This window comes from Cupriavidus necator (assembly GCF_040578825.1).
Classification (GTDB): domain Bacteria; phylum Pseudomonadota; class Gammaproteobacteria; order Burkholderiales; family Burkholderiaceae; genus Cupriavidus; species Cupriavidus necator_E.
In genome coordinates this window covers 138,796-165,751 of sequence record NZ_JBEFLI010000002.1, presented here as the reverse complement: position 1 = coordinate 165,751, position 26,956 = coordinate 138,796, and the positions used below count along the sequence as shown (strand labels likewise).

Here is a 26,956-nt window from a genome sequence, read left to right as displayed (position 1 = left end):
ATTATTTGACCTTTATTGAGTCGATAAACATATCAGGAGCCGGTTTGGACCTGCGCCAGCTACGCTATTTCGTCACGGTGGCGGAAGAGTTGCATTTCGGCCGCGCCGCGCGCCGGCTGTCGATGACGCAGCCGCCGCTGTCGCAGCAGATCCAGGCGCTGGAAGAGGAAATCGGCGTGCAGCTCTTCGTGCGCACGCGGCGCTCCGTGGTGCTGACGCCGACCGGCCAGCAATGGCTGCCGGAAGTGCGCCGCGTGCTGGCCGACGCCGCGGCGCTGCCCGGCCTGGCGCAGCGGCTGGCGCGCGGCGAGGTGGGATCGCTGTCGCTGGCGTTCGTCAGTACCGCCGACTACGGCATCCTGCCCGACCTGCTGCGGCGCTTCAGGGCGCGCCACCCCGAGGTGCAGCTTCAGTTGCGCGAGGCCACCAGCGACGTGCAGCTCGAAGCGCTGATGGAGGGCGCGATCGACGCCGGGCTGGTGATCCGCCCGCAATTGCCGGCGATGCCGCACGGGCTGGCCTACCTGCCGCTGGTCAGCGAGCCGCTGGTGCTGGCCGTGCCCGACGGCTGGCGCCCGGCCGGCGGCATGCGCGCGGCGGAGGGCCCGGTGTCGCTGCGCGAGGCGGCCCATGAACCGCTGATCATCTTCCCGCGCCGAAGCGCGCCGGCGTTTTATGACATCATTACGGGCTACTATGCGCGCGAGGGCCTGGCGCCGGTGATCGCGCAGGAAGCCATCCAGATGCAGACCATCGTGAGCCTGGTGTCGGCCGGCATGGGCGTGGCGCTGGTGCCGGCGTCGCTGTGCAACCTTCGCCGCACCGGGGTGTCGTACCTGGCGCTGCGCGAGGCCGGGCCGCAGATCGAGACCGGGCTGGTCTGGCGCGACGGCGCGGCCGCCGGCCAGGCAGGCGCAGCCGGTGTGGCGCCGGTGCTGCGGTCCTTCATCGATATCGCCGCCACGCTCGCGCAACCCGCGGGCGCCAGCGCAGCCGGGCCCGACCGTCACTGACAACGCGCGGGCCGCGGCCCTTCCAACCTCCATTCACGCCAACATGCTGATTCATCCCCAGTTCGACCCGGTTGCCATCCACCTGGGCCCGCTTGCCATCCGCTGGTACGGGCTGATGTACCTGGCCGGGTTCATCATGTTCCTTTGGTTCGGGCGCCTGCGCATCCGCCAGCCGCATATCGCGACAAAGGGCTGGAGCACGCGCGATCTCGACGACATGCTGTTCTTCGGCGTGCTGGGCGTGATCCTGGGCGGGCGGCTGGGCTACGTGCTGTTCTACAAGCCGACGTACTACCTGGCCCATCCGCTTGAGATCTTCAAGGTGTGGGAGGGCGGCATGGCCTTCCACGGCGGCTTCCTGGGCGTGATCGTGGCGATGTGGCTGTTCGCGAAACTGCGCCGGCGCCACTGGATGGACGTGACCGACTTTATCGCGCCGATGATCCCGTGCGGGCTGGCCGCCGGACGCATCGGCAACTTTATCAACGGCGAGCTGTGGGGCCGCCCGACCGACCTGCCGTGGGGCATGATCTTCCCGCAGGCGGGGGACAACATCCCGCGCCATCCGTCGCAGCTCTACCAGTTCGCCGGCGAGGGCCTGGCGCTGTTCATCATCCTGTGGCTGTTCGCGCGCAAGCCGCGGCCGATGGGCGCGGTGTCGGGCGTATTCCTGATCGGTTACGGCGCATTCCGCTTTGCCGCGGAGTTCGCGCGCGAGCCGGACACCTTCCTTGGGCTGCTGGCGTTGAAGCTGTCGATGGGCCAGTGGCTGAGCCTGCCGATGATCCTGGCCGGCATCGCCATGGTGATCTGGGCCTATCGGCGCCAGCCGGGCGCGGATGCGCCGCAGCCGGTAGCCTGAGCCTGGCTTATTTGCCGGCGCGGCGCAGGGCTTCGATCCGTGCGCGCGTCTGCGGGTGCGTCGACAGGAAGTCCTGGCCGCGCTCCGCCTCGGCTTCCGATGCAGCGCCGTGCCGCTGTTCCAGCCTCACCAGCACGTCGGCCAGCGCCGCGGGCGGCAAGCCGTTGCGCTGCATGACGGCGATGGCGAAGTCGTCGGCCTCGCGCTCGTGGTCGCGTGAATAGCGCAGCGTCAGCATGGCGGCCGGCACGCCGGCCAGCACCGTCGAAATATCCCCGAACAGGTAGGCCGACAACGCCCCGATCGCAGAGCCCTGTATCACCTGCTGCAGCCCGTGGCGCTTCGCCACGTGGCCGGCTTCATGCGCCAGCACGCCCAGCATGCCCGGGCCGGTGCCGGCCAGGCTCACCAGCTCGTCGGTGACCACGATGGTGCCGCCCGGCAGCGCCAGCGCATTGGCGCCGAACTCGCCGCCCTGGCGGAACAGGATCTGGTAGTCGTGCCCGGCGTCGTCCGGGCGCACCAGCGCGGCAAAGCCGGCGCGGATGCGCTGCTGCTCGGCGGCCGGTAGCTGCGTCGGCTTGACCATGCCGTTGTCCAGGCTTGCCAGCGTCAGCCTGCCGAGATGGGCCTCGACCTCGGCCGGCACCGTGTGCGCCAGCACGCCCGCGCCCCACGGCAACAGCACGTAGTAGCCCAGCACCAGCACCGCCAGCAGCGCGGCCACCGCCAGCCCCGCCAGGCGCCAGCTGTTCTGTGCCCGCGACACCAGCCCCTCGCGATGCCCGGTGGCGGCCAGCATGCGGTCGAAGGCGGTGTGGTCGGTGATCTCGCAGAAGGCCCCGTCGGCGAAAGTGACCAGGCGCGGGGCGCGGCGCACGCGTTCGGAAACCCGCACGTCCGCCAGCGGCGCGCGCCGCAGCTCGGCGCCGCTGTCGTCGCGCAGCACCGCCTGCTGCGCCTCCACGGCCAGCGTTGCCGGGTGCGCGCGCGAGGTGCGGCCATCGAAGAAGGTGACTGGAATCATGGAGCCGTTAGGTCAGCGAGATCAGGGCACAACATCACAGCGCGATGTCGATGTCGTACCAGTCTACCGCCGCATCGCCCAGCGCTCCCACCTGCTGCATCTCGCCGGCGACAAAGCTGTCTAGCGGGCTGGCGGCCAGCATGGTCACGCATTCCAGCCGGTAGCGCGCCGCGCGCACCCGTGCGAACGGCAGGTACAGCCCCAGCGTCAGCGCGATCGCGATCAGATTGGTGACAAAGATAAAGACCATGCGACTGGCCTTCACCTCGCTGCGGAACGCGTGCGGCGCCAGCGTGGTGTGGCTCCACACCACGTTCTGCAGGCGTGCCATCAGGTAAGGGGTGACCGCCAGCATGCCGACGTAGAACCCGACGATGGCAAAGACAAGCAACGCCGCCGCGCCGTAGCTGCCGGCCGTCAGCACCAGGCCAGCTACGGCGCAGGCCACGGTCACCGCCAGCACCACGCCGAACAGCCGCAGGTAGACGCCATAGAAATCGGCTGCCGCGGCGCTGAAGGCGAACGGCGCCGTGCCGAAGCGTGTGTTGTCGTGCTGGTAGCGCTTGAAGCGCTGGTGCGCCAGCGGCCCCAGCAGGCCCAGCGTCAGCACCGCGGCCAGCGGCCACAGCACGAACACCTGGTAGGCCTCGGCGTCGCGGCCCGCAAAGGCGAAGCGCAGCCCGCGGTAGCTGGAGTTTGCCATGCGAAAGCGCAGCGAGCGCACCAGCAGCAGCGGGAACACGGCCAGCAGTGCCAGCAGCATGGCCAGCGCGAGCAAAGGCGAGAAACCGGATGCGATCTGGAACGCGAACACCAGCGCGAACACGATGGCCCGGCCCTTCAGGATGGCCGAGGGCTTGCCGTGGTAATCGAAACTCGCGCCGTCAAGCCGCGTATTGCGATAGAAATACTGCAGCGTGCGTACCTTGGCCCAGGCGGAATAGATGCCAAAGGTGACGATGGTCAGCAGCACATTGACGATCCAGATGCGGAAATACTCCGAGCCGGATCCGATAAATGACAGTCGCAGCGGCCGCGGTGCGGCTTCGCGCGGATCGGCCGGGGTGGTGGCATGGTCCGCCGGCGGGGCGGAAAGGGTGAAATCGCTGCTGCCAGCTTGCATGGCTGAAGCTCCGATGTGTTGGGAAAACGACGGCGCAAAAAATGCGGCGCCTGGCTCGCTTCATTTGTGCAACAAAATGAGCGGGGGCTATTGCGGCGATGCGCTCACATTCTCTCACTGCCAAATAAAGGAAACGGCACATTTTGCATATGCCGATCCCGCCAGCCCGTTTGTCTCGTTGCCGACATGGGAAAACCCTCGTAACACTCTAGAAACATCCTGTTACACTAGACGTATTCTGTAACAAGTTTCGGATGCGTGTCATCAATCGAATCAGGGACTTAGCATCTCTGGCACGTTAATCGCTATCCGTAGTGTTACAAGATGTGCGGCATGCCACAGGCCGCCACGGCAGCGCGAGGGAGGCACGGTCCGGTCCGAAAGGGCGGCACCGAGCGGCGCTGGACGGCAAATCACGGGCATAAGGGAAAATCCGCGCGCTAGCGCATTTCGGGGGTGGTGCCGGGCCAGCGCCAGATTTCCATGGACCCACGGGGCAGGCATTGCCAACAATGCCGGTCCGCGATGACAAGCAGTTCAGGCAGTTCTTTATGGCGCGGACGTTTCCTTGCGGGGAGGCAAGGGAACGTCCGCCGCACCTCTCGCCGGCCTTATTGGCCCGGCCAAAAATCCCGCTGTTCCCAATATTGCGTTCGCTACGCGTGGTTTGCAGTGCAGCATCGAATTCCCTTGTATCGTTCGCAGCCTAATCCATAATTATGAATTATGGCGACCGGATCGCATCGGCGTACCGGGGTCGGATTGACACTGTGGAAGGGGATGGCATGCGCATCGTCCAGCAGGCGTTGTACCTGGAAGTGGCAGACCGGCTGCGCGCCATGATCGACGCGCATAAGCTGGCTCCCGGCGCCTGGATCGACGAAAGCGCGATGGCCGAGGCCCTGGGCATTTCGCGCACGCCGCTGCGCGAGGCGCTCAAGGTGCTGGCCGCCGAAGGCCTGGTGCGGCTGGAGCCGCGCCGCGGCTGCTTTGTCAACGAACTGTCCGAGCAGGACCTCGACGAAATCTTCCCGCTGATGGCACTGCTCGAAGGCCGCTGCGCCTTCGAAGCGGCGCGCAATGCCAGCCGCGCCGACCTTGACGCGCTTGAAGGCCTGCATGCCGACCTGGCGCGCTACGCCCAGGCCTGCGACATCGACGCCTACTACGAGACCAATGCCCAGATCCATGACGCGATCCAGCGCCTGGCGGGCAACCGCTGGCTGTCGGGGCTGATTAGCGACCTGCGCAAGGTGCTGCGGCTGTCGCGCCACAAGAGCCTGAAGCTGCCGGGGCGGATCCAGGAATCCTGCGCCGAGCACCTGTCGGTGTTCGCCGCGCTCAAGGCGCACGACCCCGAAGGTGCCGAGGCCATGATGAAGACGCACCTGCTGCGCCAGCGCGCCGCGCTGAAGGCGCTCGATGCCGGCGTGGACGAGGCGCCGGCCGGGCGCGCGCCGCCGGCGCTGCGCGTGGCGGCGGGCCAGGAGTAAGGGCAGCGAGGACAGCAAGCAGTCGGCCCCGGGACACCACCATTCCTTCACGTTCAATCGATGCATCAAGGCAGGGCAAGGCATGAATTCCTTCGACACGGGTGACCAGAAGATCAGCGCACCGCTGGGCGAGAGCGAGCCGGCGGGAACGAATTTCCTGTCGCGGCTGGGCCGCTGGTGGGGACGCAAGGGCGAGGGCGAGGCCAAGGCGCCTGCCGCCGCTAAGCCCGCCGACGGCGAGGCGCCGCTGCCGCCGCGCGTGATGCGCCGCCAGCGCGAGCAGCTACGGCTGTGCTTCGATGCGCGCCTGACCGACGGCGCCGCCAACGCCGCCGCGCACGCGTGGCAGGCCGAGTACGAAGCCGCCGGCGAGGCCGCCCGGCGCGGCATGCTGGCGGTGCTGGCCGAGGTAGCCAACAGCAGCGGCAGCGATGAGCCCGCAGACGGCGACAAGGGCGACAAGGGCGACAAGGGTGACAAAGTCGAAAAGACGACGGACAAGGCCGCCCGCGCCAGCCGCCCGCATGCGGGACATTCCGGCCTGACCCATGCGCTTTCCAACGCCCGCATCCGCTTCTTCAAGCGCCTGGCGGCGCTGCACGGCCAGCGCGGCAACAGCGCCTGCGGCCTGCACTTCCTGATCCAGCTACGCGCCGACATGCTGCGCTGGCAGCGCCGCGTGCCGGGGCTGCGCGCGCTCGACGACGACCTCGAAGCGCTGTTCTCCAACTGGTTCGATGTGGGCCTGCTGGAACTGCAGCCGATCACCTGGGACTCGCCGGCATCGCTGCTGGAAAAACTGATCCGCTACGAGGCCGTGCACGAGATTGCCTCGTGGACCGACCTGCGCAACCGGCTCGACTCCGACCGCCGCTGCTACGCGTTCTTCCACCCGCGCATCCCGCGCGAGCCGCTGATCTTTGTCGAGGTGGCGTTCGCGCCGGAGATGGCGGCAGATGTCCATACATTGCTCGACGAAGCCGCGCCGCTGGAAGACCTGCGCCGGGTCAAGTGGGCGATCTTCTATTCGATCAGCAATACGCAGGCGGGCCTGCGCGGCGTCAGCTTCGGCAACTTCCTGCTCAAGCGCGTGATCGAGGAGGTGCAGCGGGAATTCCCGAAAGTGAAGCAGTTCGCAACGCTGTCGCCAATCCCCGGGTTTGCCGACTGGATGCGCAAACAGGATGGCGCGACCCTGGCGCGCGTGCTCGGAGAGAAGCGCCTGGCGCGCTGGAACGAGCGCCACGGCACGGCGCCCGCCGACGGCGCGGCCTGGCTGGAGGCGCTGGCGCCCGATGCCGCCGACGGAGTGATCCGCGATACCGCGATGACGCTGGCCGCGCACTACCTGGTGCGGGAACGCAACCAGTCGATGCCGGCCGACCCGGTGGCGCGTTTCCATCTCGGCAACGGCGCCTGCGTCGAGCGCCTGAACTGGGCTGCCGACCTGTCGCGCAAAGGCCGCAGCCAGAGCTGCGGGATGATGGTGAATTACCTTTACGTGCCCGAGGCGCTGGATGACAATCTGGCACGCCTGGGTGCCGGCAACCCGCGCATCAGCCGTAGCGTCGGGAAGCTGCTGTGACCCTGGTCCGGTCACGGGGAACGCCCCCGCATACGCGGCGCCAGGCGCGCCGGGTCCTTTTGTCGGGATCTTCGTAGTGCTTCAGGCCGCAAGCCGCCGCATCAGGCGCACACGGCCACCAGATTGACTTTCCATCAGAGAGAGGAGACAGCAATGAATCGTCGTCAGTTCAGCCTGGCCGCCTGCGCGCGGGCAGCGGGCATGGCTTTGGGTATCGTCGGCATTGGTGCCGGCACACTGCTGGCGGCCCCGGCCGCGCACGCCGACACCTGGCCGTCCAAGCCCGTCACCGTGATCGTGCCGTTCCCCGCCGGCGGCGGCACCGATGCCTTTGCGCGGCCCCTGACCGCGCAGCTTTCCAAGCAGCTCGGCAAACAGTTCGTCATCGACAACCGCGGCGGCGCCGGCGGCACGGTCGGCGCCAGCGTGGCGGCCAAGGCCGCGCCGGACGGCTACACGGTCTTTATCGGCGGCGCCCACCACGCGATCGCGCCGTCGTTCTACAAGAAGCTGGACTACGACATCGAGAAGGATTTCATCCCGGTCACGGTGATCGCGCAGCCGCCGCAGGTGGTGGTGGTCAATCCCACCCGGGTCAAGGCCAACACGCTGCAGGAGCTGATCGCCTTTGCCAAGGCCAATCCGGGCAAGCTCAACTACGGTTCGGCCGGCAACGGCTCGGCCCACCACCTGGCCGGCGAGCTGTTCAAGATCCAGACCAAGACCTTCATCACCCATATCCCGTACAAGGGCGCGGGCCCGGCGCTGTCGGACCTGATCGCGGGCCAGGTCGATCTGATTTTCGACGGCCTGGGCTCGTCGGCGCAGCATATCCGTGCCGGCCGCATCAAGGCGCTGGCGGTGGCCGCGCCCAAGCGCTCACCGGCCTTCCCCAATGTGCCGACCGCGGCCGAGGCGGGGGTGCCGAACTACGAGGTCTCGACCTGGTATGCGATGTGGGTGCCAAAGGGCACGCCCAAGGAGATCGTCGACCGCCTGTACGCGGAGACCGAGAAGGCCCTGAACACGCCTGAGCTCAAGCAGATCTGGCTCAACAATGGCTCGGAGACCCCGGCCTTTACGCCCGAGCAGTTCGGCCAGTTCCAGCGCGCGGAAATCCGCCGCTGGGCGCAGGTGGTGCAGCAGTCCGGCGCCAAGATCGACTGACGGCAATGAGCGGCACCGTCATCTTCGCCACCGCGGGCAGCACCGCCACCGTCACGCTGTCGCACGCGGGCAAGCTCAACGCCATCTCCGCGCAGATGTGGCGCGAGCTGGTGGCGGGCTTTGCGCGCCTGTCCGCCGACACCTCGCTGCGCTGCGTGGTGGTGCGCGGCGCCGACGGCAACTTTGCCGCCGGCGCCGATATCGCCGAATTTCCCGCCGAGCGCGGCGACGAAGCGGCGGTGCGGCACTACCACATGGCCACCATCGCGCCGGCGCTGGCGGCAGTCGCGCAATGCCCGCATCCGACCGTGGCGATGATCGAGGGCGTATGCGTGGGCGGCGGGCTGGAGATCGCCTGCCATTGCGACCTGCGCATCGCCGCGTCTGACAGCCGCTTCGGCGTGCCGATCAACCGGCTGGGCTTCCCGATGGCGCCGGGCGAACTGCAGGGCCTGCTGGCGCTGGCGGGCCGCGCGGCCACGCTGGAGATCCTGCTCGAAGGCCGCGTGTTCGATGCCGCCGAGGCCCGCGACAAGGGCCTGCTGACCCGCGTGGTCGCGCCCGGCGCGCTTGCTGCCGAAGTCGACGCCACCGTGCGCCGCATTGCCGCCGGCGCGCCCGCCGCGGCACGGATCAACAAGGCCACCATCCGGCGTCTGGCGCCGTCGCCCGCACCGCTGTCCCCGGCCGAGCTGGATGCGCACTTTGCCTATGCCGAGGGCGCCGACCATGCGGAGGGGGTGGCCGCTTTCCTGGCGCGCCGTCCGCCGCAATTCCGTGGAAAATAGAGCCCTCCACTGAATCCCGCACCGCCGTCATACCCGCGCATGCGGGGCCTGACAGCGTCTTCATTGCAAATTTCCCGCAGTCTTTCGTTCGATCCCCAACATGAACGCCAACCTGTTCGCCCTGTTCGAATCCCGCTTTCCCGCCGACCGCACCGCCTGCTGCATCGAAACGCATGACGGCCTGTACTACAGCTGGGACGACCTCGACCGCGCCACCGCCAAGCTGGCCAACCTGCTGGCCTCGCTGCACCTGCCTGAAGGCGCGCGCGTGGCGGTGCAGGTGGAAAAGTCGCCCGAGGCGCTGTTCCTGTACCTGGCCACGCTGCGCGCCGGCTATGTCTACCTGCCGCTGAACACCGCCTACCAGGAGGCCGAGATCGACTACTTCGTCGGCAACGCCGAGCCGTCGGTGGTGGTGTGCAGCAGCAAGAATTTCGGCTGGGTGTCGAAGGTGGCGTTCCGCCATGGCGTCAACCACGTGTTCACGCTGGACGACGACCGCAGCGGCTCGCTGCTGTCACGCGCGGCCGCGAAGGCGGACGACTTCACGACCGTCGAGCGTACGGACGAAGACCTCGCCGCCATCCTCTACACCTCCGGCACCACCGGCCGCAGCAAGGGCGCGATGCTGACGCACCGCAACCTGTCTTCCAATGCGCAGACGCTGCATGACTACTGGGGCTGGCGCAGCGACGACGTGCTGCTGCACATGCTGCCGATCTTCCATGTGCACGGCCTGTTCGTGGCGTCGCACGGCGCGCTGCTGGCCGGCGCCAAGATGATCTGGGCGCCGAAGCTCGACATGGCGCAGGTGCTGAAATTCCTGCCGCGCTCGACCGTGATGATGGGCGTGCCCACCTACTACGTGCGCATGCTGCAGGAGCCGCGCTTCGACGACGACACCTGCCGCCGCATGCGGCTGTTCGTGTCGGGCTCGGCGCCGCTGCTGCTGGAGACCTTCGATGCCTTCCGCGAGCGTACCGGCCATACCATCCTGGAACGCTACGGCATGAGCGAGACCGTGATGCTGGTGTCCAATCCCTACGACCCCGCGCAGGGCGAGCGCATTGGCGGCACCGTCGGCATGCCGCTGCCGGGCGTGTCAGTGCGCGTGGTCAATGGCGAAGGCAAGCCGTGCGCGCCGGGCGAGATCGGCAATGTGGAGGTCAAGGGACCGAACGTGTTCAAGGGCTACTGGCGCATGCCGGAGAAAACGCGCGAGGAATTTACCGAAGATGGCTGGTTCAAGACCGGCGATGTCGGGCGCTTTGGCGGCGTCGTCAGCCAGTCGGGCGAACGCAAGGTGCCGGACAACTACCTGAGCATCGTCGGGCGCAGCAAGGACCTGATTATCTCGGGCGGCTACAACGTGTACCCGAAGGAAATCGAGAGCTTTATCGACGAGATGCCGGGCGTGGCGGAAAGCGCCGTCATTGGCGTGCCGCACAAGGATTTTGGTGAAGCGGTGGTGGCGGTGGTGGTGAGGAAGCCTGGGGCCGACATCGACGAAACGGCGCTGATCGGTACGCTCAAGGGCCGCATCGCCAATTTCAAGGTGCCCAAGCGCGTGCATGTCGTGGATGAACTGCCGCGCAATACGATGGGGAAGGTGCAGAAGAATGTGTTGCGGGAGCAGTTTGCAGCGCTGTGAGTCCTGCTTCGCTGCTGCCCTTCTTCCCCTGCGGGTTTGCTCCCCTCTCCCGCCTGCGGGAGAGGGAGAACACCTTGCTTTAGGCTAGCTCGGGCGGCTTTGGAGCACCCAAAACCACCGCTTTTTTCTGCGTCGGCGGCTTACTTCAACATCTGCACCGACCCATTGACGGACACCGTCACCTGCGTCTTCCCGCCCTCAACCGGCACCGGCACCGCCGACTCCGCCATCATCGCCTTGGCAGCCCCATACATGCGCGGCACCGGCGGCATCACGCCGGTCTCGGTCACGCTGACCTCACGGATGGTATAGCTGTTGTAGCCAAACAGCCTGGTCGTCGCCTGCGCCTTGTTGCGGAACGATGCCACTGCCTGCTCGGCCAGCTTCGTTTCGGCCGCCTCGCGCGCTTCGCGCGACAGCGAGAAGGCGATGTTCTGCACCTGCATCTGGCTGGCGACGTCGCCGGCCAGCTTCGACACCGCGGAGAAATCGCGCGACTTCAGGATGACCTCGGAACGCCCGCGCCAGGTGCTGATGCGGCCGTTGCGGTCAGTGCTCGGGTGGATGGTGAAGCCGCCTGATTCCGCGGTAACGCCCTGCACGCGGCGCGCCTGCGCGATCACGGCCTGCGTGCGCGTGGACAGCGACGACGAGATCGCGCCGGGCTCGGCGCCTTCCTGTTCCGCGGCGAGCGTCAGGTGGACGATATCGGTCGGCACTTCGGCGACGGCCTGCGCATTCAGCGACAGCACGCCCGACGGCGTTTCGGTGGGGCCGCCGTGCGCCGAGGCGACGATGGCGGTGGTGCCCAGCAGGGTGGCGGCTAGCCATTGTTTCATCTTGTTCTCCCGTTCAAACGTGATGGGTATCAGACGGAACCGGCAGGTGAATCGTTCCTCCACAATGTAAACGATGGTTACGGCGCAAAAGGGTTACCGCCAGCCTCAGAACGACTGCCACGCCTTCCACAACATGTACGACGCCAGGCAGATCAGCAGCACCGCAAACGCCTTGCGCAGCTGGCCGACGTCCATCCGGTGCGCGGTGCGCGCGCCCAGCGGCGCGGTCAGCACGCTGGCGCCGGCGATCACCACCAGCGCCGGCACATAGATATAGCCGAGCGATCCCGCGGGCAGCCCGGGCATCTGCCAGCCGCTCCACACATAGCCCGCCACGCTGGCCACGGCGATCGGGAAACCGAGCGCGGCCGAGGTTGCCACCGCGTTGTGGATCGGCACGTTGCACCAGGTCATGAACGGCACCGAGACAAAGGCGCCGCCCGCGCCCACCAGGCTCGACAGGAAACCGATCGCGCCGCCCGCGCCCGCCATGCCGGCAAAGCCAGGCAGTTGACGGCCGGGAGCGGGGCGCCGGTTGCGCAGCATTTGCAGCGCCGAGAAGCCGACGAAGCAGGCAAAGGCGAGCGACAGCCAGCTGGTCTTCAGCGCGGCGAAGACCTTGCCGCCGCCGACCATGCCGCCCAGCACGATGCCCGGCGCCAGCGCCAGCACGATCGGCCAGCGCACCGCGCCGCGCTGGTGATGCGCGCGCACCGACGACAGCGAGGTAAACAGGATGGTGCCCATCGAGGTGGCGATCGCCATATGGACGATGGCTTCGGCGGGAAAGGCCAGCGCGGTGAACAGCAGCGTCAGGAACGGCACCATCATCATGCCGCCGCCCACGCCGAGCAAGCCGGCACAGAAGCCGGTGAAGGCGCCGAGGCCGAGCAGCGCGGGGATCAGGACCGGCAGGTTGGTGAACGCCATGAATCAGCGCATCAGCTTGCCGGTGATAAAGCGCCATTCGGCCGGCGTCACCGGCGTGATCGACAGCCGGTTGCCGCGGCGGAGCACCACCATGTCGGCCAGTTCCTCGTGTTCGCGCAATTCGGCCAGCGGGATCAGCCTGCTCTTGCGTTCGAAGCGCACGTCCACCAGCAGCCAGCGCGGCGCGTCCGGCTTCGAGGCCGCGTCATGGTAGGGACTCTTCGGATCGAATTGCGTCGGGTCGGGGTAGGGCGCGGAGCAGACCTCGGCCAGCCCCGCGATGCCGGGCTCCGGGCACGACGAGTGGTAGAACAGCACGCCGTCGCCAAGCTGCATGGCGTCGCGCATGAAGTTGCGCGCCTGGTAGTTGCGCACGCCGGTCCAGGGCAGCGTGCCTTCGCGGGCGAGGTCGTCGATACTGGCCTCGTCCGGTTCCGATTTCATCAGCCAGTACTGGCGGGCGCGTTTGTTCTGGTTCGGGCTCACGGCGCGGCTCAGGTGCGGAAGACAGATCCGGGCACTGCGTGCGCAAGGTCGGCACGTGCAGGGTCGGCAAAACACAGGCAAGAAAAAAGGCGATGGTTCAAAACCACCGCCTTTTCAAGGGGTCCCCGCCTCGGCCGCTGGGTCGGCATCCTGAACCCAAGTGAGGTTCAGAGTGGCTGCGGAAGTCGCATTTCGGGTACATCATCCACTCAGGGAGTCCAGGCCGAAACCAGGACTATGAATGGGACGACGCGCTCGCCCATGCGACATGATCCCGCACCATGCAATGCATATCGGTTCAAGGAGTTTATGACCCTCACGAACCAGGCAGGGAAACTGTCAAACGTCTGACGCTCCGACCACATCGTCGTGCCGGATAACCGGTCCGCGTGCGGGATGTCAGACGTTTGCCGTTTCTTAACAAGGATGGGATGAGAACGGCGGCCGGGCGCGATAACCCGACCTGTCAGCTGCACTTCTGTGGTGCCTCGTGCAGTCTGGCTACACTATACACCGCGTTGCAGGTCATACCAAGTCCACCCGCGCGTATCGTTACATTTTGCGGGGCAGCGCGGCATCCACAGCACATCGACCACCATACCGATATACCGGGATACCGCGCCTGCACGTCGTCAGCCGCGCGTACCGGTGCCCACGTGCGCGTATTGCCGCAGCGCTTCGTCGGCGCGGTCATTGAGTTCGCGGATGCGCGCGCGGATGGCATCCACCGGAATCGCGCCGTCGGCCTGCTGCTTGCGCTGCAGGGTCAGCAGGTCGGACGCGATGCTGATCGCGGCCATCACCGCCACGCGCTCCACGCCCTTGGCGGCGATGCCGCTGCGCAGCTTGTTCATCTGCGTATCGACCAGCGCCACGGCCTCGAGCAGCGCGGCCTCGTTTTCGGGCGCGATGGCAAAGCGGTAGGGCTGGCCGGCGATATTGACTTCGACTTGCTTGTTGCTCATGCGTGTTCTCCGGGGGCCTTGTGCGGCTCTGCGCCCTCGCCGAGCAGGTCGAGCTGGCGCGTGTCGCTGGCGGTCGGCAGCTTGTCAAGGATGGACTGGATGCGAAGCTGCGCTTCTTCGATCTTGATATTGAGCAGCTCGCGGTCGGCGGCCATGGCCTCGCGCTCGCTGCGCAACTGCGCGGCTTCGCCCTCAAGCCGGGCGATCTCGTCGCGCAGCCGCTGGTTCTCCGCCGCCAGGGTGTCCGCATGGTGCAGCACGCGCCCGATCTTGGCGGCCAGTTGTTCGAGTTCTGTGAGCATAGGGCCTGTCATGATGGGAGAAGTGTCAGGTATCGCGATTCTAGCCGATGCGCCGCTGCGCACAATGCGAAGGAAAGGGTTTCTGACCCATCACCCGCATGGAAGTTGCAGTCTTCTGCACCCAAAATCCCGCGAGAGTTGTGACAAAAGCCTGCCGGAGGCCGCGTTGACGCCGGGAGCGAAACTGCCTACACTCGCGCACGTCTCAGGTGCTCGCCCTTTCGTCCCTGGCGAAAGGGCAGTTCAACGGGAATCAGGGAGCCAGGCCGGCAGCGCGCCGGAGCGGCCAACCTGTGCTGCCCCCGCAACGGTAAGCGACCGCGTGCGCATCTGCCAGCCCGATCATCCCGGCCGCTGGCAATGCCGGGATCCGTTCCCGGCCCCATGCCCCGCAGGACCGGCCACATGCCACTGAACCGCAGGTTCGGGAAGGCGCCGGTCCCGTGTCGCCAGCCCGGATACCGGCCTGAACGCGGGCTGCCGCCCGTGCGCGGCACGCCTCATCGCCATATGGTCCGCGGGGGAACGGGCCCGGCCGTCCTACCCAGTCCTGCATCATGCGTTCATCGCTCCACAGGTCGACCCGCCCGGCAGCCCCGGCGGTGCGTCCGTCCGTGCCTGCCATTGCGGCGGCCCTTGCCTCGTTCACCCTCGCTCCGGCCACATCGTTCGCGCAAGCGGCCGACAGTGGCACCGCGCAGCTCGCGCCGGTGGTGGTCACGTCCACGCGCACCCCGCAAGCCATTACCGAGGCGCTGCCGCACACCACGGTGGTCACGCAGCAGGACATCGTCAACTCGCAGGCACCCGATCTGCGCACGCTGCTGCGCAGCCAGGCCGGTGTCGAGTTCTCGACCAACGGCGGCATGGGCAGCAACACCACGCTGTTCATGCGCGGCGCCAACTCCAACCAGACGCTGATCCTGGTCGATGGCGTGCGCGTGTCGGCGGCCAGCAGCGGCACCGCGCAGCTCGCCAATATCCTGCCCGACCAGATCGAGCGGATCGAGGTGGTGCGCGGCAACGTGTCGGCGCTGTATGGTTCGGACGCGATCGGCGGCGTGGTGCAGATCTTCACCAAGAGCGGCGTGGGCCAGGCCCCGGCGGCCAATGCGCAGGTGGAATACGGCAGCAACAATACGCGCCAGGGCACGGTGGGCTATGGCGGCCAGGTCGGCGATACCTCGTTCAACCTGACCGGTTCGGCATTCAAGACCGACGGCTTCTCGTCGATCAACACCAGGCAGGCGCCGCGCGCCAACCCCAACGACAACCCGTACGAGAACCAGAGCGTGTCGGGCCAGGTGAAGCACCGCTTCACGCCCAACTGGGACGCGGGCTTCACCGGCTACTACTCGAAGAGCAAGGTTTCGTTCGACAGCGCCTTCGGCCGCGCGACCGACGACAACCGCACTGACAGCGAGCTGTACACGCTGTCGGCCTTCGTCAACGGCAAGGTGGGCGCTGACTGGACCACGCATTTCAAGCTGTCGCAGAGCGCGGACAACAGCGACACCTTCCTCAACGGCCGCCCCAACGGCACCTTCAATACCCGCAACCGCCAGTTCAACTGGCAGAACGAGTACGCCGTCGCCGCGAACCACACGCTGCTGTTCGGCACCGACTACCTGCAGCAGGAACTGGATTCCAGCGCCTACGGCGCGCCCTCGCGCAATGTGTTCTCGGTGTTCGGCGGCTATGACGGGCGCTTCGGCAAGCACCAGCTGCAGCTCAATGCGCGCAACGACCACTACTCTGACTTCGGCAACCAGGGCAGCTTCTTCGCCGGCTATGGCTATAACCTGACCGACGCGCTCAAGCTGATCGCCAACGTCAGCAACGCCTTCCGCGCGCCGACCTTCAACGAGCTGTATTTCCCCGGCTTCGGCCAGCCCAACCTGCAGCCGGAACGCGCCAAGTCGGTCGAAGCGGGCGTGCAGTACAGCACCGCCAGCGCCGGCCTGCTGCGCGTGACCGCGTTCGAGACGCGCTACAACGACCTGATCGTGTCGGCGCCGCAGCCCAACGGCATGTTCCTGGCCGAGAACGTCAACAAGGCCAAGGTGCAGGGCGTCGAGGCCTCGTGGCGCGCCACGGTCTACGGCACCGACATCGGCGCCAGCGTGACCTTCCAGAACCCGGTCGACGAGCAGACCAACAGGCAGCTGCTGCGCCGCGCGCGCCGCCACGCCGCGCTCGACATTGGCCGCAACTTCGGCAACTGGCGCTTCGGCGGCGAATGGCTGGTGTCGTCGGCGCGCATGGATGCCGGCTCGCGCCGGCTGGGCGGATACGGTATCGTCAACCTGAACGCCCGCTACAACATCGACAAGCAATGGTTCATTGGCGCCCGCGTCGAAAACCTGTTCGACAAGGACTACCAGCTCGCCTATCCCTACAACACGCAGGGGCGCGCGGGCTTTATCACGCTGGGCTGGCGCCAGCGATGAGCGCACGGGCGCGCCATGTCTGAGCTGCGGCGCGCCCTGGCGGTCTGGCTGACGCTCGCGCTGGCGGCGCTGCTGGTGTTCGCGGGCTCGCTCGCGCTGGGCAGCGTATCGCTCGATGCGCGCGAGCTGTGGCATGCGCTGAACGGCACCGACACGGGCACGGGCGGCGCCATCGTGCGCGAGCTGCGCCTGCCGCGCGCGGCCGCGGCGTTCGCGTGCGGCGGACTGCTGGCCCTGTCCGGCGCGCTGATGCAGGTGCTGCTGCGCAATCCGCTGGCCGAGCCTTATGTGCTGGGCGTATCCGGTGGCGCCTCCACCGCCGCGCTGCTGGCGATGCTGCTGCTGGCGCCGTGGTGGGGCGTGCAGGTGTCCGCTGCCGCCGGGGCCCTGCTGTCGATGCTGCTGGTGGCGGCGCTGGCGCGGCGCGACCTGCTGCATCCGCAGGTGCAGGGCGGCCACCGCGAGGCCGGCGCCCGGCTGCTGCTGACCGGCGTGATCCTGGCCGCTGGCTGGGGCGCGGTGATCACGCTGATCCTTGCCGTGGCGCCCGAATCGCGGCTGCGCGGCATGCTGTTCTGGCTCACCGGCGACCTGAGCGGCACCGCCAGCTATGGCGGCGCGCTGGCGATGATGGTGGCCGCGGTGCTGCTGGCGATGCCGATGGCGCGCGCGCTCAACGTGATGCTGCTGGGCGAGACCGTGGCGCAGTCGCTGGGCGTGCGCGTGGGCCGCGTGCGGCTGGCGACCTTCCTGCTGGCGTCGCTGTGCATTGCCGTGGCCATCACCACGGCCGGCTCGATCGGCTTTGTCGGGCTGGTGGTGCCGCACCTGGTGCGGCTGGCATGGGGCAACGACCAGCGCCTGCTGTTGCCGGCCGCGGTGCTGCTGGGCGGCGCGCTGCTGATGGCCGCCGATCTGATCGCCCGCACCGTGATCGCTCCGGCACAGCTGCCGGTAGGTGTGATCACCGCGCTGCTGGGTGTGCCGACTTTCCTTTACCTGCTGTTGCGGAGGCCGCGATGACGTCAGCCGCACCCTGGTCCCATCCGCTTACCGCATGCCCGGTGCTGGCGCTGCGCGAGGTGCGGCTGCGCGCCGGCCAGCGTGTGCTGGCGGAGAACCTGACGCTTGATATCGGCCCGGGCGAGTTGTGGTGCATTGCAGGCCCCAACGGCGCCGGCAAATCCACGCTGATGTCGGTGCTGGCCGGGCTGCGCCATGCCGATGGCGGCAGCGTGGAGATCGACGGTATCGGCACCACGCAGGTTGCGCCGGCGGTACTGGCGCGCCAGCGCGCCTACCTGCCGCAGGCGGTGCATGACACGTTCTCGATGTCGGTGCTCGATGCGGTGCGCGTGGGCCGTCATCCGCACCTGTCCGGCTGGGGCTGGACCGGGCGCGAGGACGAGCGCGTGGTCCACGACGTGATCCGTGCCATGGACATCGAGGCGCTGGCCGCGCGCGACGTGCTGACGCTGTCGGGGGGCGAACGCCAGCGCGCCTCGCTGGCGGCCGCACTGGCGCAGCAGGCGCCGCTGCTGCTGCTCGACGAGCCCGTATCGCATCTCGACCTGCGCCACCAGATCGTGGTGCTGGAGCAGCTCGCCGGCCTGGCGCGGGCAGGGCGCCACGCCATCGTGGTGATCCTGCACGACCTGACGCTGGCGCTGCGCTACGCCACCCATGCGCTGCTGATGGCCGAGGACGGCACCGCCTTGCACGGCCCGGCAGCCGAAGTGCTGACCCCCGAGCGCTGCTCGCGCGCGCTGCGCACCCCTATCGTCAGCGTCACCGACGGCGTGCATACTGCGCTGATTCCCGATGGCGCCGCGCTGTCCCATCTGAATTTGCAGGACCCGAAACCATGACAGACGCCAACCAGCCCTCTACCGAAGACGCGGACCGCGATGCCCGCCACAACGCGCGCATGGCGCGCAAGAAGGAAGTGGTCGATGCGAAGATTGCCACCGCCCAGGACGAGCGCGGCGTGATCGTGATCACCACCGGCAACGGCAAGGGCAAGTCCAGCTCCGGCTTCGGCATGGTGGTGCGCGCGCTCGGGCACGGCATGCGCGCCGGCGTGGTCCAGTTCATCAAGGGCGCGCAGCCGACCGGCGAGGAGAGGTTCCTGCGCCGCTTCCCTGAGGAATGCGCGTTCCACGTGATGGGCGAGGGCTATACCTGGGAAACGCAGGACCGCGCCCGCGACGTCGCCAAGGCCCAAGCCGCCTGGGAAGTGGCGCGCGGCATGCTGCGCGACCCGGCGATCGGGCTGGTGCTGCTCGACGAACTCAACATCGCGCTGAAGCTGCACTATCTTGACGTGGAGCAGGTGATCGCCGACCTGCGCGCGCGCCCGCCGATGCAGCACGTGATCATCACCGGCCGCGGCGCGCCGCCGGCGCTGGTGGCGGCGGCCGATACCGTCACCGACATGACCCCCGTCAAGCATGCCTTCCAGCAGGGCATCAAGGCGCAGCGCGGCGTCGAAATGTAGCCACAACCCCAACCAGAATTCGAAAGTACCATGCAGTTTCCGGAAATCACTCCCCTTGACGATGCATTGCGTCCCGCGCTGCGGGCCGCCATCGACGACAAGACCAAGCCGCTCGGCGCGCTGGGCCGGCTCGAGTCGCTGGCGCTGCAGCTCGGCCTGATCCTCGGCACGCAACGCCCCGCGCTGCAGCGGCCCACGGTGATCGTGTTTGCCGCCGATCACGGCGTGGCCGATGCCGGCGTCAGCGCCTATCCGGCCGAAGTCACCGCGCAGATGGTGCAGAACTTCCTCGCGGGCGGCGCGGCGATCAATGTGTTCTCGCGCCAGCACGGCATCGCGCTGGAGATCGTCGACGCGGGCGTGCGCGTGCCCCTGCCGGCAACGCCGGGGCTGGTCAATTGCCGCATTGCCGATGGCACCCGCAACTTCGCGGCCGAGCCGGCGATGACGGCTGAGCAGGCCACCGCGGCGATGACCGCCGGCATGGCGCGCGTGCTGCGCCACGCGCAGCAGGGCTGCAATGTGATCGGCTTCGGCGAGATGGGCATTGCCAATACCTCGGCCGCCGCCTGCCTGATGCAGCGGCTGACCGGACGGCCGCTGGACGATTGCATCGGCCGCGGCACCGGCCTCGACGATGCCGGCCTGGCTCGCAAGCGCGAGGTGCTGGCGCGCGCGCTGGCGCTGCATGCCGGCGCACAGTCGCCGCTGGAAGTGCTGGCCACCTTCGGCGGCTTCGAGATCGCGATGATGGCCGGCGCCTTCCTGGCTGCCGCCGCCAGCCGCATGGTGATCCTGGTCGACGGCTTTATCGCCTCGGCCGCGCTGCTGGTGGCGCAGCGCCTTGACCCCAACGTGCTGCAGTACTGCGTCTTTACGCATTGCTCGCATGAACGCGGTCACCGCGCGCTGCTGGAACACTTCGGCGCCGAGCCGCTGCTGGCACTGGAGCTGCGCCTGGGCGAGGGCACCGGCGCGGCGCTGGCATGGCCGCTGGTGGCCTCCGCCGCCGCGTTCCTGAACGAGATGGCGACCTTCAGCGGCGCCGGCGTCAGCACCGCGTCGCCATGAGCGTGCCGTCCGGCCCGGTGCGCCCGCAAGCCGGCCCCGCCGGCGAGCTGCGCTATTTCCTGACGGCGCTGGGCTATTTCACGCGCGTGCCGCTGCCGGGCTGGCTGGCGCGCTGGGTCGGATTCGAACCGCATTACCTGCACGCCGCGGCGCGCTACTTCCCGCTGGTCGGACTGCTGGTCGGCGCCGTCGGCGCGCTGGTCACGTGGGCCGCGATGCTGTGGTGGCCGATCGGCGTCGCCGTGCTGCTGGGCATGGCCGCCACGCTGCTGCTGACCGGCGCCTTCCATGAAGACGGGCTGGCCGATTGCGTCGATGCCTTCGGCGGCGCGTGGCAGCGCGAGGATGTGCTGCGCATCATGCACGACTCGCGCATCGGCGCGTTCGGTGCGATCGCGCTGGTGGTGGCGCTGCTGCTCAAGTGGCAACTGCTGGTGGCGATCGGTGAGCGCAGCGGGCTGGCGGTACTGCTGGCCGTGATGGTTGCCGCGCATGCGGCCAGCCGCGCGATGGCGGTCAGCTATCTCGCCACGCTGGCCTATGTGCGCGCCGAAGGCAAGGCCAGGCCGGTGGCGCAACGGCTGGCCGGCACCGGGCTGCTGTTCGCGCTGTTGTGCGGCGTGGTGCCGCTGTGGGTGGTATCGCCGCGCTTCTGTGCGGTGGCGCTGGTCGCGCTGCTGGGGCTGCGCTGGCTGCTGGGCCGCTACTTCGTGCGCCGCATCGGCGGCTATACCGGCGACTGCCTGGGCATGGCCCAGCAGTGCGCGGAAATCCTGCTCTACCTGGTGGCCGCGGCATGGATGTGGTCCTGATCCGCCATGCGCAGCCGGATGTGCCGGCGGGCACCTGCTACGGGTGCCTGGACCTGCCGCTGGTGTCGCCGCTGACGCCGCCGGTGGCGCGGATCGCAGCGGGATTGCCTGCGCCCGCGCGCATCGTCACCAGCCCGCTGGCGCGCGCCAGCGGCACCGCGCAGGCGCTGGCGCAGAGCACGGGCGTGGCCGCCATCGACAGCGAGCCGCGGCTGCGCGAAATCGACTTCGGCAGTTGGGAAGGCGTGGCGTGGGATGCGATCGACCGCGCCGCGCTCGACCAGTGGGCGGCAGACCTGCTGCATGCGCGCCCGCACGGCGGCGAATCGCCGGCGCAGGCGCAGGCCCGAGTGGCCGGCTGGGCCGGATCGCTCGACTTGGGCAGCGATGATTGCCTGTGGGTGGTCGGCCATGCCGGCCCCATGCGCATGCTGGCCGCGCACTGGCTGGGCGTGCCGCTGGCGGTCACCGTCAACTGGGCGCTGGGCTTCGGTGCAAGCTGCCGCTTCCGGCTCGGTGCGCGTGGCGTGCGGCTGGACTGGTGGAACCGCGGCGGCTGATCAGCGCGCCTGGCGCCCCGGGCGACGTTTGCGTGCCGTGTCGAGATCCTTGCAGATCTGCTCAGCGCCTTGCACCACGCGCGGTCCGGCGCGATTGATCAGGTCGCCATCGATCACGAACAGGTTGTTGCGCGCCACCGCGGTGACCTGCTTCCAGCGCTGCCACATCTCGAAATCCGGCAGCGGCTGGTCCGAGCGCGTCGCACCCATGCCCGCCGTCAGCATCGCCTCCGGATTCCCCGCGATCACCGCTTCGACCGATACGGTCGGCACCAGCGGCGTTTCCGCCGCGAACAGATTGCGCCCGCCGCATAGCGCCAGCATGTCGCTGACCAGGTGCTGGCCATTGAGTGTCATCAGCGGCTGCTGCCAGACCTGGTAGAACACCGTCACCGGCGGACGCGCTGCGTAGGTCTTGCGCAGCGTCTCCACCTGCTGGCGGAAGCTCTCGGCGGCGCGGCGCGCCGTGGCTTCGGTGCCGAGCAGCGTGCCGAGCTTCTCCAGGTTCTCGGGGATCGAGGCCAGCCGGCGCGGCTCGCTGTAGAACACCGGCAGTCCCAGCGCGCGCAACCGGTCGGTCTGCTTCTGCGCATTGCCATGGCGCCAGATCACGATCAGGTCGGGCTTGAGCGCGGCGATGCGCTCCAGGTCCAGCGCCTTGTTGTCGCCCACGCGCGGGATCTCGCGCGCCTGAGGCGGGTAGTCGCTGTAGCTGACGGTGCCGACGATGCGGTCACCGCCACCCGCCGCGAAGATCATCTCGGTGACGTGCGGCGCCAGCGAGACCACGCGGCGCGCGGGCTGGGCCAGCGTCACGGTCTGGCCCGCATCGTCGACGGCCGAGACGGCGGCTTGCGCGGGCAGGGCTGCAAGCAGCGTGAGGGCGATGACGGGCTTGAGGTGGTTCAGCATGGTAAGGGTGTTGCGTGGGCGTAGCGTGGGTGTTGCGAAGATCAGGCAGTGACGGCAAGCAGCGCCGCATCGAGGCGCTGCCAGGCTTCCTGATGGTCCGGGGGCAAGCCCAGGCGCAGGCTTGCGGGGCAGCCGCCGGCGGCATCGAACAGCCGGGTCCAGACGCCGTGCTGCGCCAGGGCCTCGTGCAACCGTGCCGCATCGGCATGCGGCGCCCAGCAGAACAGCGGGTGCATCGCGGGCACGAGGCCGTGCCGATCCAGCAGCGCGGCAAGGCGGGTGCCTGCCGCAGCCAGCCGTGTGCGCGTGGCGGCTTGCCATGCCTGATCGGCCAGCGCCAGTCGCGCGACTTCACGCGCCGGTCCCGATACGGTCCAGTGGCCCAGCCGCTCGCGCAGAGCGTCCAGCAGCGCGGGCTGTGCCAGCACGAAGCCGCAGCGGATGCCGGCGAGGCCATAGAACTTGCCGGTCGAGCGCAGCACCACCAGGCCATCGTCGCCGCTGCGCGCGGCAAGCGAGTGTTCCGGCATGCAGTCGATAAAAGCTTCGTCGACCAGCAACGTGCCGCCGCGCGCGGCGAGCGCCGCATGCCAGCGCAGCAGCGTAGCGGGCGGCAGCAAGCGGGCGGTCGGGTTGTTGGGGTTCACGACGACCAGATGATCGAGTTCGTCGGCGAGACCGGCGCGCGCGAAATCGGCTTCAGCGAGCGGCACCACCGTATGCCCCGCGGCGGCGAACGCGGGCGCGTATTCGCTATAGCCGAGCGCGGCAATGCCCACGCGGCCCGCGCGCAGCAACCCCGGCAGCGTGCGGATCGCGGCCTGCGAACCCGCTACCGGCAACGCTTGCGGCGCGCCGAACGATTGTGCCGCCAGCTCGGCCAGCCCGTCGTCGTCCTGCGGCAGCCGTTGCCATGCCTGCGCCGGCAGCGCCGGCACCGGGTAGCCATCGGGATGGATGCCGGTGGACAGGTCGAGCCAGTCATCGGCCGGGCGGCCGTAGCGGCGCACCGCGGCCAGCAGGTTGCCGCCATGGCGGATCGGGAAGAGGGGGGAGCTCACGTCGACGTAGAAACAGCGAGAACGGCCAAGGCACTGGCGCCTGCCAGCGCCAGCCACAGCCACAAGGTGCGCTCGACCAGCCGCAGGCACGCCATCACATGCCCGGCCTGAGGCGCGGTGCCGGCGCCCAGCGGCGGGCGTTGTTCCAGTTCGCCGTGATAGCGCGCCGGTCCGCCAAGCTGTACGCCAACGGCGCCGGCCCCCGCGGCCATCACCGGGCCGGCATTGGGGCTGGACCACGCCGGCGCCTGCGTGCGCCAGCAGCGCAACGCCTGCGCCGTGGCACCGAGCAGAGCATACGAGAGCGCAGTGAGCCGCGCCGGCACAAGGTTGAGCAGATCGTCGATGCGCGCCGCGGCCCAGCCGAAATAAACCAGCCGCGGCGTGCGGTAGCCCCACATCGCATCGAGCGTATTGGCCAGCCGGAACACGATTACCGCGGGCGCACCGCCGAGCAGGAACCAGAACAGCGCGCCGAAGATCGCGTCGTTGCCGTTCTCCAGCGCCGATTCGCACGCGGCGCGGGCCAGCGCTTCGGCATCGGCATCAGCGGTATCGCGCGAGACGATGCGCGCGGTCAGCGTGCGCGCGGTCGGCAGGTCCGACGCGGCGAGGGCGGCGGCGATCGGGGCGATATGCTGGTGCAGGCTGCGCGCGCCGAGCGCGGCGTACAGCGCCACGGCATGCAGCGCCAGCGCGGCAACGGGATGCCAGCGCGCCGCGGCCTCAGCCAGCCACCACGCCAGTGCGGCGGGCACCAGCACCAGCAAACACCAGCCGGCGAGTCCGGCCATGCGCTGCCGCCACGGCGGGCCGCGGCGATCAGCATCATTGAAGCGTCGTTCGAATGCGGCGGCGATGCGGCCGAAGCCCACCAGCGGGTGCCAGCGGCGCGGCTCGCCCAGCCAGCGATCCAGCAGCACGCCTGCCAGTGCAGCGGCAACGCAGGCCGGCCAGGCCTGCATCACCATGCGGGATCGACGCCCTTGACCGCAACCGGGATACCTGCCACCAGCAGCCGCACGCGGTCCGCGGCGGCGGCCAGCTTCTGGTTCAGGCGGCCCAGTTCATCGACATAGAAGCGGGTGATCGCGCCCATCGGGATCACGCCGAAACCGATCTCGTTGGAGACCAGGATCACGTGGCCCGGCAGCGTGGGCAGCGCGTTGAGCAGCGCCTCGATTTCCTCGGCGAAGGCGTCGGGCGGCGTGATCACGCCATGCTCGGGGTAGCTGCGGCCGTTGGGGAAAAGCAGGTTGTTCATCCACAGCGTCATGCAATCCACCAGGATGCAGCCGTCGTGGCGCGCATTGGCGTACAGCGCATCGGCCAGGTGCACCGGCTCTTCGACCAGGCGCCAGTCGACGGGGCGGCGGGCGCGGTGCAGCGCGATGCGGACTTCGAGTTCTTCGTCGGCGTGCGCCGGATCCTGTCGCGCGGTGGCGACGTAGGTGACCGGGCCGCCAATGATGGTGGCGTGGTCGGTAGCGAGCTGTTCGGCGTAGTGGCTCTTGCCGGAACGTGCGCCGCCGAGCACCAGCGTCAGCTGGCGCGCGCCGGTCCCGCTGGCGGCGGCACGCTGCTGGGCAGCGGTGGCCGTGCCGGGCGTGGAAGCGGGTGCGATGGCCGGGGTTTCCATCCGCGTATTGTAGCCGCCGCATCCGGGTCTTGCTTCCTGCTCTTGCATGGGGCCGGGTGCGATAATCCCGCGATGCAATCCGATTCCCCGCTTTCCCTGCCGCCAGGTGCCCTGCGCGGCACGCTGATGGTCCAGGGCACCACCTCCGATGCCGGCAAGAGCACTGTGGTGGCTGGCATGTGCCGTGTGCTGGCGCGTGCCGGCACGCGCGTGGTGCCGTTCAAGCCGCAGAACATGGCGCTGAACAGCGCCGTCACCGTCGACGGCGGCGAGATCGGGCGCGCGCAGGCGCTGCAGGCGCAAGCCGCGCGGCTGGCGCCGCATACCGACATGAACCCGGTGCTGCTCAAGCCCAGCAGCGACACCGGCGCGCAGGTGATCATCCACGGCCGCGCGCGGCTGGAGCTGGATGCGCGCGCCTACCACGCGTACAAGCCCGCGGCGATGAAGGCGGTGCTGGCCTCGCATGCGCGGCTGGGGCAGGCCTATGACGTGGTGCTGGTGGAAGGCGCCGGCAGCCCGGCGGAGATCAACCTGCGCGAGCGCGATATCGCCAATATGGGCTTTGCCGAGCGCATCGACTGCCCGGTGGTGCTGGTCGCGGATATCGACCGCGGCGGCGTGTTCGCGCACCTGGTCGGCACGCTCGACTGCCTTTCCGACAGCGAACGCGCGCGCGTGACGGGCTTTATCATCAACCGCTTCCGCGGCGATATCGGGCTGCTCGAGCCGGGGCTCGACTGGCTGACGGCACGCACCGGCAAGCCTGTGTTCGGCGTGCTGCCCTACCTGCACGGCCTGCACCTGGATGCCGAGGACGCGATTATCGGTACGCAGTCAGACAAGGCCGGCACGCCCGCGCAGCGGCTGCGCGTGATCGTGCCGGTCATGCCGCGCATCGCCAACCATACCGACTTCGATGCGCTGCGCGCGCATCCGCAGGTCGACCTGCAGTTCGTGGGTCCCGGCAGGCCGATCCCGCACGCGGACCTGGTGGTGCTGCCTGGCAGCAAGAACGTGCGCGCCGACCTGGCCTTCCTGCGCGGCAACGGCTGGGACGCGGCGCTGCAGCGCCACCTGCGCTACGGCGGCAAGCTGATCGGCATCTGCGGCGGCATGCAGATGCTCGGCCGGCAGGTGCACGATCCGGACGGCCGCGAAGGGCCGTCCGGCAGCAGCCCGGGACTTGGCCTGCTGAATTACGAAACCACGCTGGCCGCGGACAAGCAGCTGCGCCAGGTGGGCGGTCGGCTGGCGCTGGAAGGCTCCAACGCGCCGGTGCGAGGCTACGAGATCCACCTCGGCGTCACCACGGGCGCGGGGCTCGACCAGCCCGCGCTGTGGCTCGACCGCGGCGATGGCGCCCTGCGGCCCGATGGCGCCCGCTCCGACGACGGACAGGTGCTGGCCACCTACCTCCATGGCCTGTTCGACGATCCCGCCGGCTGCCAGGCGCTGCTGCGCTGGGCGGGGCTGGACGGCGCGCAGGCGGTGGACCTCGACGCGCTGCGCGAGGCGTCGATCGAGCGACTCGCCGACACCATGGCCGGGCACCTCGATCTCGGTGCGATGCTGGCGCCACTGCGGCGCTGAAACCCGTCTCTCGGGAACAACTCTGCGGCACTTCTGACGGCCCGCGGGCAGGGCCCCTGCTAGAATCGCGAATCCTTCGCATTTGCATTCTGCGCGGGTATGGCGGCTGCGTCATATCGCGTGCCTTGCA

The 26,956-nt window shown here is 68.7% G+C and carries 26 protein-coding genes and 1 other RNA gene; 15 read left to right on the top strand and 12 right to left on the bottom strand.

Features of this window, described 5'->3' with window-relative positions:
* Window positions 1–44: 44 nt before the first annotated feature.
* Window positions 45–1,013: a LysR family transcriptional regulator gene (locus tag AB1I47_RS02105; RefSeq protein ID WP_354682127.1), complete on the top strand. Its 969-nt coding sequence runs from the start codon at window positions 45–47 to the stop codon at window positions 1,011–1,013.
* A gap of 43 nt (window positions 1,014–1,056) precedes the next feature.
* On the top strand, window positions 1,057–1,875 hold the full coding sequence (lgt, locus tag AB1I47_RS02100) for a prolipoprotein diacylglyceryl transferase (RefSeq protein ID WP_354682126.1): 819 nt from the start codon (window positions 1,057–1,059) through the stop codon (window positions 1,873–1,875).
* Between the two features lie 7 nt (window positions 1,876–1,882).
* On the opposite strand, the gene AB1I47_RS02095 is transcribed toward lgt, so the two are convergent.
* Together AB1I47_RS02095 and AB1I47_RS02090 are read right to left on the bottom strand one after the other, a co-directional pair.
* Complete coding sequence (locus tag AB1I47_RS02095; RefSeq protein WP_354682125.1) at window positions 1,883–2,902, bottom strand: M48 family metallopeptidase; 1,020 nt, start codon at window positions 2,900–2,902, stop codon at window positions 1,883–1,885.
* A 34-nt stretch (window positions 2,903–2,936) separates the two neighbouring features.
* Window positions 2,937–4,025 (bottom strand): YjgN family protein, encoded by a 1,089-nt coding sequence (locus AB1I47_RS02090; RefSeq protein WP_354682124.1) that lies wholly within the window; start codon window positions 4,023–4,025, stop codon window positions 2,937–2,939.
* Window positions 4,026–4,810: 785 nt separating this feature from the next.
* On the opposite strand from AB1I47_RS02090, the gene AB1I47_RS02085 reads away from it, so the two are divergent.
* The 5 genes from AB1I47_RS02085 (at window position 4,811) to AB1I47_RS02065 (ending at window position 10,709) form a co-directional block, all read left to right on the top strand.
* The gene (locus AB1I47_RS02085; protein WP_354682123.1) at window positions 4,811–5,518 is read left to right on the top strand and encodes a GntR family transcriptional regulator; all 708 of its coding nucleotides are present in this window, start codon (window positions 4,811–4,813) and stop codon (window positions 5,516–5,518) included.
* An 82-nt stretch (window positions 5,519–5,600) separates the two neighbouring features.
* Complete coding sequence (locus tag AB1I47_RS02080; RefSeq protein ID WP_354682122.1) at window positions 5,601–7,103, top strand: malonyl-CoA decarboxylase domain-containing protein; 1,503 nt, start codon at window positions 5,601–5,603, stop codon at window positions 7,101–7,103.
* A gap of 153 nt (window positions 7,104–7,256) precedes the next feature.
* Window positions 7,257–8,270 carry a Bug family tripartite tricarboxylate transporter substrate binding protein gene (locus tag AB1I47_RS02075; protein WP_354682121.1) on the top strand — a complete coding sequence of 338 codons (1,014 nt, stop codon included), beginning with the start codon at window positions 7,257–7,259 and terminating at the stop codon, window positions 8,268–8,270.
* Window positions 8,271–8,275: 5 nt separating this feature from the next.
* A complete protein-coding gene (locus AB1I47_RS02070) occupies window positions 8,276–9,058 on the top strand; it encodes an enoyl-CoA hydratase/isomerase family protein (RefSeq protein ID WP_354682120.1) in 783 nt (260 codons plus the stop codon).
* Between the two features lie 100 nt (window positions 9,059–9,158).
* Complete coding sequence (locus AB1I47_RS02065; RefSeq protein WP_354682119.1) at window positions 9,159–10,709, top strand: malonate--CoA ligase; 1,551 nt, start codon at window positions 9,159–9,161, stop codon at window positions 10,707–10,709.
* A gap of 140 nt (window positions 10,710–10,849) precedes the next feature.
* On the opposite strand, the gene AB1I47_RS02060 is transcribed toward AB1I47_RS02065, so the two are convergent.
* The 6 genes from AB1I47_RS02060 to AB1I47_RS02035 form a co-directional block, all read right to left on the bottom strand.
* Window positions 10,850–11,548, bottom strand: a complete 699-nt coding sequence (locus tag AB1I47_RS02060; RefSeq protein WP_354682118.1) for an SIMPL domain-containing protein — start codon at window positions 11,546–11,548, stop codon at window positions 10,850–10,852.
* Window positions 11,549–11,653: 105 nt separating this feature from the next.
* Window positions 11,654–12,478 (bottom strand): sulfite exporter TauE/SafE family protein, encoded by an 825-nt coding sequence (locus tag AB1I47_RS02055; protein WP_354682117.1) that lies wholly within the window; start codon window positions 12,476–12,478, stop codon window positions 11,654–11,656.
* 3 nt (window positions 12,479–12,481) lie between these two features.
* Window positions 12,482–12,964 carry an EVE domain-containing protein gene (locus AB1I47_RS02050; RefSeq protein WP_354682116.1) on the bottom strand — a complete coding sequence of 161 codons (483 nt, stop codon included), beginning with the start codon at window positions 12,962–12,964 and terminating at the stop codon, window positions 12,482–12,484.
* A gap of 118 nt (window positions 12,965–13,082) precedes the next feature.
* Window positions 13,083–13,301, bottom strand: a non-coding RNA gene (ssrS, locus tag AB1I47_RS02045) — 6S RNA.
* Window positions 13,302–13,596: 295 nt separating this feature from the next.
* On the bottom strand, window positions 13,597–13,929 hold the full coding sequence (locus AB1I47_RS02040; RefSeq protein WP_354682115.1) for a cell division protein ZapA: 333 nt from the start codon (window positions 13,927–13,929) through the stop codon (window positions 13,597–13,599).
* On the bottom strand, window positions 13,926–14,231 hold the full coding sequence (locus tag AB1I47_RS02035) for a hypothetical protein (RefSeq protein ID WP_354682114.1): 306 nt from the start codon (window positions 14,229–14,231) through the stop codon (window positions 13,926–13,928). The genes AB1I47_RS02040 and AB1I47_RS02035 overlap by 4 nt, the downstream gene beginning before the upstream one ends.
* 557 nt (window positions 14,232–14,788) lie before the next feature.
* On the opposite strand from AB1I47_RS02035, the gene AB1I47_RS02030 reads away from it, so the two are divergent.
* Genes AB1I47_RS02030 through AB1I47_RS02000 form a run of 7 tightly spaced genes read left to right on the top strand, consistent with a single transcriptional unit; the run spans window position 14,789 to window position 21,621 of the window.
* Window positions 14,789–16,681 carry a TonB-dependent receptor domain-containing protein gene (locus AB1I47_RS02030; protein ID WP_354682113.1) on the top strand — a complete coding sequence of 631 codons (1,893 nt, stop codon included), beginning with the start codon at window positions 14,789–14,791 and terminating at the stop codon, window positions 16,679–16,681.
* A 15-nt stretch (window positions 16,682–16,696) separates the two neighbouring features.
* A complete protein-coding gene (locus AB1I47_RS02025) occupies window positions 16,697–17,704 on the top strand; it encodes a FecCD family ABC transporter permease (RefSeq protein WP_354682112.1) in 1,008 nt (335 codons plus the stop codon).
* Window positions 17,701–18,549: an ABC transporter ATP-binding protein gene (locus tag AB1I47_RS02020; protein WP_354682111.1), complete on the top strand. Its 849-nt coding sequence runs from the start codon at window positions 17,701–17,703 to the stop codon at window positions 18,547–18,549. Before AB1I47_RS02025 ends, AB1I47_RS02020 begins: the two co-directional genes overlap by 4 nt.
* On the top strand, window positions 18,546–19,178 hold the full coding sequence (gene cobO / locus AB1I47_RS02015) for a cob(I)yrinic acid a,c-diamide adenosyltransferase (RefSeq protein ID WP_354682110.1): 633 nt from the start codon (window positions 18,546–18,548) through the stop codon (window positions 19,176–19,178). Before AB1I47_RS02020 ends, cobO begins: the two co-directional genes overlap by 4 nt.
* A gap of 30 nt (window positions 19,179–19,208) precedes the next feature.
* Complete coding sequence (cobT, locus tag AB1I47_RS02010; protein WP_354682109.1) at window positions 19,209–20,249, top strand: nicotinate-nucleotide--dimethylbenzimidazole phosphoribosyltransferase; 1,041 nt, start codon at window positions 19,209–19,211, stop codon at window positions 20,247–20,249.
* Window positions 20,246–21,061 carry an adenosylcobinamide-GDP ribazoletransferase gene (locus tag AB1I47_RS02005; RefSeq protein WP_354682108.1) on the top strand — a complete coding sequence of 272 codons (816 nt, stop codon included), beginning with the start codon at window positions 20,246–20,248 and terminating at the stop codon, window positions 21,059–21,061. The genes cobT and AB1I47_RS02005 overlap by 4 nt, the downstream gene beginning before the upstream one ends.
* Window positions 21,046–21,621, top strand: a complete 576-nt coding sequence (locus AB1I47_RS02000) for a histidine phosphatase family protein (RefSeq protein ID WP_354682107.1) — start codon at window positions 21,046–21,048, stop codon at window positions 21,619–21,621. Before AB1I47_RS02005 ends, AB1I47_RS02000 begins: the two co-directional genes overlap by 16 nt.
* Here AB1I47_RS02000 and AB1I47_RS01995 read toward each other — a convergent pair whose 3' ends face one another.
* The 4 genes from AB1I47_RS01995 to cobU are packed head-to-tail and all read right to left on the bottom strand — an operon-like array spanning window position 21,622 to window position 25,233.
* The gene (locus AB1I47_RS01995) at window positions 21,622–22,533 is read right to left on the bottom strand and encodes a cobalamin-binding protein (RefSeq protein WP_354682106.1); all 912 of its coding nucleotides are present in this window, start codon (window positions 22,531–22,533) and stop codon (window positions 21,622–21,624) included. It lies immediately after the preceding gene.
* 41 nt (window positions 22,534–22,574) lie between these two features.
* The gene (cobD, locus tag AB1I47_RS01990) at window positions 22,575–23,594 is read right to left on the bottom strand and encodes a threonine-phosphate decarboxylase CobD (protein ID WP_354682105.1); all 1,020 of its coding nucleotides are present in this window, start codon (window positions 23,592–23,594) and stop codon (window positions 22,575–22,577) included.
* Entirely contained in the window at window positions 23,591–24,565 is a 975-nt protein-coding gene (cbiB, locus tag AB1I47_RS01985) for an adenosylcobinamide-phosphate synthase CbiB (RefSeq protein WP_354682104.1), read from the bottom strand. Before cbiB ends, cobD begins: the two co-directional genes overlap by 4 nt.
* Complete coding sequence (gene cobU / locus AB1I47_RS01980) at window positions 24,559–25,233, bottom strand: bifunctional adenosylcobinamide kinase/adenosylcobinamide-phosphate guanylyltransferase (RefSeq protein ID WP_354682103.1); 675 nt, start codon at window positions 25,231–25,233, stop codon at window positions 24,559–24,561. The genes cbiB and cobU overlap by 7 nt, the downstream gene beginning before the upstream one ends.
* 72 nt (window positions 25,234–25,305) lie before the next feature.
* Here cobU and AB1I47_RS01975 point away from each other — a divergent pair, with 72 nt between their 5' ends.
* Window positions 25,306–26,826: a cobyric acid synthase gene (locus AB1I47_RS01975; RefSeq protein WP_354682102.1), complete on the top strand. Its 1,521-nt coding sequence runs from the start codon at window positions 25,306–25,308 to the stop codon at window positions 26,824–26,826.
* Window positions 26,827–26,956 lie beyond the last annotated feature (130 nt).

Bases quoted from the DNA above. Each gene is read 5' to 3' on its own strand.
- AB1I47_RS02000 (WP_354682107.1), top strand. From the start codon at position 21,046: ATGGATGTGGTCCTGATCCGCCATGCGCAGCCGGATGTGCCGGCGGGC.
- AB1I47_RS01995 (WP_354682106.1), bottom strand. From the start codon at position 22,533: ATGCTGAACCACCTCAAGCCCGTCATCGCCCTCACGCTGCTTGCAGCC.
- AB1I47_RS02065 (WP_354682119.1), top strand. From the start codon at position 9,159: ATGAACGCCAACCTGTTCGCCCTGTTCGAATCCCGCTTTCCCGCCGAC.
- AB1I47_RS01975 (WP_354682102.1), top strand. From the start codon at position 25,306: ATGCAATCCGATTCCCCGCTTTCCCTGCCGCCAGGTGCCCTGCGCGGC.
- lgt (WP_354682126.1), top strand. From the start codon at position 1,057: ATGCTGATTCATCCCCAGTTCGACCCGGTTGCCATCCACCTGGGCCCG.
- cbiB (WP_354682104.1), bottom strand. From the start codon at position 24,565: ATGGTGATGCAGGCCTGGCCGGCCTGCGTTGCCGCTGCACTGGCAGGC.
- AB1I47_RS02020 (WP_354682111.1), top strand. From the start codon at position 17,701: ATGACGTCAGCCGCACCCTGGTCCCATCCGCTTACCGCATGCCCGGTG.
- AB1I47_RS02025 (WP_354682112.1), top strand. From the start codon at position 16,697: ATGTCTGAGCTGCGGCGCGCCCTGGCGGTCTGGCTGACGCTCGCGCTG.
- AB1I47_RS02080 (WP_354682122.1), top strand. From the start codon at position 5,601: ATGAATTCCTTCGACACGGGTGACCAGAAGATCAGCGCACCGCTGGGC.
- AB1I47_RS02090 (WP_354682124.1), bottom strand. From the start codon at position 4,025: ATGCAAGCTGGCAGCAGCGATTTCACCCTTTCCGCCCCGCCGGCGGAC.
- AB1I47_RS02070 (WP_354682120.1), top strand. From the start codon at position 8,276: ATGAGCGGCACCGTCATCTTCGCCACCGCGGGCAGCACCGCCACCGTC.
- AB1I47_RS02055 (WP_354682117.1), bottom strand. From the start codon at position 12,478: ATGGCGTTCACCAACCTGCCGGTCCTGATCCCCGCGCTGCTCGGCCTC.
- AB1I47_RS02075 (WP_354682121.1), top strand. From the start codon at position 7,257: ATGAATCGTCGTCAGTTCAGCCTGGCCGCCTGCGCGCGGGCAGCGGGC.
- AB1I47_RS02030 (WP_354682113.1), top strand. From the start codon at position 14,789: ATGCGTTCATCGCTCCACAGGTCGACCCGCCCGGCAGCCCCGGCGGTG.
- AB1I47_RS02085 (WP_354682123.1), top strand. From the start codon at position 4,811: ATGCGCATCGTCCAGCAGGCGTTGTACCTGGAAGTGGCAGACCGGCTG.
- AB1I47_RS02095 (WP_354682125.1), bottom strand. From the start codon at position 2,902: ATGATTCCAGTCACCTTCTTCGATGGCCGCACCTCGCGCGCGCACCCG.
- AB1I47_RS02005 (WP_354682108.1), top strand. From the start codon at position 20,246: ATGAGCGTGCCGTCCGGCCCGGTGCGCCCGCAAGCCGGCCCCGCCGGC.
- cobU (WP_354682103.1), bottom strand. From the start codon at position 25,233: ATGGAAACCCCGGCCATCGCACCCGCTTCCACGCCCGGCACGGCCACC.
- AB1I47_RS02040 (WP_354682115.1), bottom strand. From the start codon at position 13,929: ATGAGCAACAAGCAAGTCGAAGTCAATATCGCCGGCCAGCCCTACCGC.
- AB1I47_RS02035 (WP_354682114.1), bottom strand. From the start codon at position 14,231: ATGCTCACAGAACTCGAACAACTGGCCGCCAAGATCGGGCGCGTGCTG.
- cobO (WP_354682110.1), top strand. From the start codon at position 18,546: ATGACAGACGCCAACCAGCCCTCTACCGAAGACGCGGACCGCGATGCC.
- cobT (WP_354682109.1), top strand. From the start codon at position 19,209: ATGCAGTTTCCGGAAATCACTCCCCTTGACGATGCATTGCGTCCCGCG.
- AB1I47_RS02060 (WP_354682118.1), bottom strand. From the start codon at position 11,548: ATGAAACAATGGCTAGCCGCCACCCTGCTGGGCACCACCGCCATCGTC.